Raw genomic sequence first — 3,808 nt, 5'->3', positions numbered from 1 at the left:
ATCAATATTCCCTAGCTTGTCCCATGTCTTTCTAGTCTGCATAAACTTCTTTTTCGGTACCACTTTTCCTTTATCCATTCTACATAACACATGAAAATGAATAGCTACTCGTTCTTGAAACTCCATAACGTACACATACAAGAAATCAGGATACAACACTTTCATTTTCTTTACCCATTCTTTCAATTTCTCTTTAGCTCGTGTTATATCAATCAAATTTTCTTTGAATGTTAACGTGAGAAAATGAGTCCATTCATCAAAGTTAGCTTGTATCTTATTTTTCAATGTACGTATCTTTCTCTTTTCGTTATCTTCTCGAATCTGTAAGACATCTTTATAAGCATCTTTTATTCTTTTCAGTTCTTTCATTGCTTGTTTATCATGTTTAGTAGCTGAAGGGAAACGATCCACGTAATTCTGAAGCTCATTATCCAACTCTTTACGTATAGTCATACTAATTTTACGATTCTTAGCTCCCTGTTCTACCGCTTCATCATTTCTTTTAAATCCACGCCATATAGGTTTCTCGTATTGACTGTGTATGATATGAAAGCCAGATATAACAAGCTTCTCATCGTAAGGTTCAACGTAATTCGGATAAGATTCTTTTGTTTTCTCATAAGCAGTTTCTTGTTCAATCATCATCTCTTGATACCGTTGAAGCTTTTTCTTGTATCTATGTTGTTCTTTGTAATCCACCTCAGTGCAAACCTCCTTTTCTTTTAAAATTAGTTCAAATTAGCTCAAAATTAGTGCAAAAGATTTTTCTGTTAAGGTGGCTTAAACCCTTATGGTTCTAAGGTTCAAGAGCTCTACAGGGAGAATAGTTTTTTCCCCTGATTTGAGTTGTATATTAAATCTATTACCCCCGCCCCCACAGTCTCACTTTTAACCAATGCATCGTGAAACCGCACTTCAGATATAGCGGTTAAATCCCACCTTTGTATTTCACATTAACTCAGATGCATCACAAAAGACAAATGTTATTTTCTATACATCATAGCGAAGCCGTACAACCTCCCAATAGCACGGCACATGGATTTGCTCCTGTCTTTGCTAAATGTCGAAGTATAAGACTCCTAGAAGCTTTAAATCGTATTTTAGCGAGGCCTGAAGAATCCCCGTCGAATCCTCGTCAGAATTTAGGGAAGACATTTGCCCTTACTTATATCTTACCAGAGTTTGCAGTTTGACCCTCTTCTGCGACCCGCCTGCTACTTTAATAGCTAGGAATGTTGTTATATCAATGTTTGTCGGAAGTATACTCACAAGCCAAACTAGGCCTTTTAGATGTCATCATCTACACATAGGCAATAAAATTGCTACTAGGATAAAAAAATATCCTCGCCATATGTCGCAAGGTATGTGTTACTTGTTGCCCTATTCATCTTTCCATGCCCACCCAGGAGGGTAAGCCTACGGCAGTATACACGCCCCATAATATTGATGGCTGCTGCCGTTATGATCCACGCTCTAAAATGAGGAGACCTTTGGCGTACTATCGTTGTTCGTTCCACTATTTATCCTTCTGACTCCTCGTTCAAAGCAGAGACTCTGAATTGGCAACCATTTGCCGTACTGCCAGCCGTTTAAAAGAACACGGCAAGCATTCCGCCAAGGCTAACGCCTATTCCACTCTTTCTTTCAAGAGCCTTCCGAACATAATCGTTTCACTATGATTGAAGTAGTTTATTTGGCGTACATCTGTATGAAGTATCATTCAAACGCTCCATAATGACGTCTGTTGAATGATAAGGCTCACGTTCAGGTTTTTCCCTTTCAAATAATTCAAGTAGCTTTAAACGGTAATCATTTGCTTCTCTCTGCCCATCATTCGTATTAGGATTATTGTTCTGATTAATCAACATTTGTTTGTAACTGACCATCTTTGTATACCTCCTCATACAGATATCGTTTTATACGTTCCATACATCGTTTAGGAATAGGTCTTTCCCCTCGTTCCATACGGCTTAAATATGGAGCGTTTGGCAGTCCTAACAATTCACATAGTTGAGGTTGTGTGAATCCATCAAGAACCCTCTTTATACGTAAGCGTTGATAAAGCGGTAATCCATCTACATCAACAAGTACATTTTTCTCATCAAAAATCATCTATCATCAAACCCTTTCGGAGTGTAATTATGTAGCCCACCCAGCCTAGGAAGTGGGCTCTATGACAATAACTCAGATAGAACAATAACCAACATTTACTCAAGATCAATTTATTTTTAACCCTTAGAAAGTGAAGGTGCAATACTTTTTGACAATAAAATTGTTCATTTAAGTACACTTTTGCGAACAGATATAAAGACACGGTTTTATCACGTTTCTGTTGTTCGTTAATGTTCGAAAATAGTTTACGAATATTCGTTAATGTTTATGGAGTTTTACGAACAAAAGTGATATAATTTAATTAAGGAACAATTGATGGGAGGAAGGGAAATGAACATAAAAAAGTTTGGATATGTCCGTGTCAGCAGTAAAGACCAAAACGAAGCAAGACAGATTGAAGCTATGAAGGAACAAGGCATAGAAGAACGTGACCTATTCATTGATAAGCAAAGTGGAAAAGACTTCAGCCGTGATAAATACCAAGCATTGAAATCATGCCTACGTGAAGGCGACATACTATACATACATTCTCTGGATCGCTTTGGAAGAAACAAAGATGAGATAGAAAAAGAGTGGAAAGAGATTACTAAAGATATTAAAGCAGATATTGTTGTACTGGATATGCCATTACTAGATACAACAAAGCATAAAGATAACATGGGCACATTCATATCAGACCTTGTCCTACAAATACTTTCATGGATGGCAGAAGAAGAACGTAAGAAGATTAAGCAAAGGCAACGTGAAGGAATAGACGTAGCTTTAAAACAAGGTGTGCGGTTCGGCAGACCTAAAACAGAAGCTACAGAAGAGTTTTACCAAGCATACGGAAAGTGGAAAGCAGGAGAAATTACCGCCACCAAAGCTATAGAAGAAGCAGGGATGAAGCGTACAACGTTCTATAAGCTAGCAAAACAGATAGAAGAACAATAAAAAGAGACCTGCAATTAAAACAGGTCTTTTACAACACTGATAATAGTCACTACATCAGCGACTAAACCAACTAACGCTATGATAAGCATACATTTTTCCATGTGTATTCACCTCATGCATAATATAGCAGTTGGCACCTGTTTTTCTCCGTATTAGCAAGGTAAATAAAAAAAGCCCTGCCTAAGCGACAGAGCCATGTAAGTTTATGACAAGTTAATGCATGTTATTGTATTATACATAAAGGTTATAATATACTATCAGTATCATATTAACATTTCACTGTCGGCAAACAGTGGGATTAGTTCTTGAGTATTAACTGATTGTAGCACTTCATTGTAATAGTGTTATCAGTCTCAGTTTGTTGTATCTCATAAGTTTTTTCCTTGAGTCGCTCTACTCCTAACTCCAATAGGATTGCAGCGATTCTTTTTTTATCTCTTAAAACAATTTCTTCTTTCAAACCACTTGAAGCCCCATACATTTTGGAACCAAACAAGAGTACATCATCCGCACCCTTCTCCAAATAGCTGGTGAGATAATTACCAACACTCCATATAGTAACCATGCGTTCACTCGCAGAAAGTTCCTGTAACTCCGTTTTTGCTTCATTCACGTGCTTTTTAGGGAGATATTTGTATCTGATCCCTTTTATATCAATATTCCCTAGCTTGTCCCATGTCTTTCTAGTCTGCATAAACTTCTTTTTCGGTACCACTTTTCCTTTATCCATTCTACATAACACATGAAAATGAATAGCTACTCG

5 protein-coding genes are annotated in these 3,808 nt (G+C 37.2%); 1 reads left to right on the top strand and 4 read right to left on the bottom strand.

What is annotated here, in order from left to right; all coding sequences use genetic code 11:
• The 3 genes from ACTFSI_RS27785 to ACTFSI_RS27775 form a co-directional block, all read right to left on the bottom strand.
• Positions 1-699 (bottom strand): rolling circle replication-associated protein (locus ACTFSI_RS27785; protein WP_440045791.1); only part of this gene is annotated, 699 nt, incomplete at its 3' end.
• A 974-nt stretch (positions 700-1,673) separates the two neighbouring features.
• A complete protein-coding gene (locus ACTFSI_RS27780; RefSeq protein ID WP_229185771.1) occupies positions 1,674-1,886 on the bottom strand; it encodes a hypothetical protein in 213 nt (70 codons plus the stop codon).
• On the bottom strand, positions 1,858-2,112 hold the full coding sequence (locus ACTFSI_RS27775) for a helix-turn-helix domain-containing protein (protein ID WP_144557218.1): 255 nt from the start codon (positions 2,110-2,112) through the stop codon (positions 1,858-1,860). The genes ACTFSI_RS27780 and ACTFSI_RS27775 overlap by 29 nt, the downstream gene beginning before the upstream one ends.
• A 330-nt stretch (positions 2,113-2,442) precedes the next feature.
• On the opposite strand from ACTFSI_RS27775, the gene ACTFSI_RS27770 reads away from it, so the two are divergent.
• Complete coding sequence (locus ACTFSI_RS27770) at positions 2,443-3,045, top strand: recombinase family protein (RefSeq protein ID WP_061684763.1); 603 nt, start codon at positions 2,443-2,445, stop codon at positions 3,043-3,045.
• Positions 3,046-3,343: 298 nt separating this feature from the next.
• Here ACTFSI_RS27770 and ACTFSI_RS27765 read toward each other — a convergent pair.
• On the bottom strand, positions 3,344-3,808 hold a 465-nt coding region (locus ACTFSI_RS27765; RefSeq protein WP_440045790.1), incomplete at its 5' end, for a hypothetical protein.

It is taken from the genome of Bacillus cereus group sp. MYBK101-2, assembly GCF_051918845.1.
GTDB lineage: Bacteria > Bacillota > Bacilli > Bacillales > Bacillaceae_G > Bacillus_A > Bacillus_A paranthracis.
The sequence above is the reverse complement of the archived record's forward strand: the minus strand, read 5'-3'. Positions and strand labels throughout refer to the sequence as shown.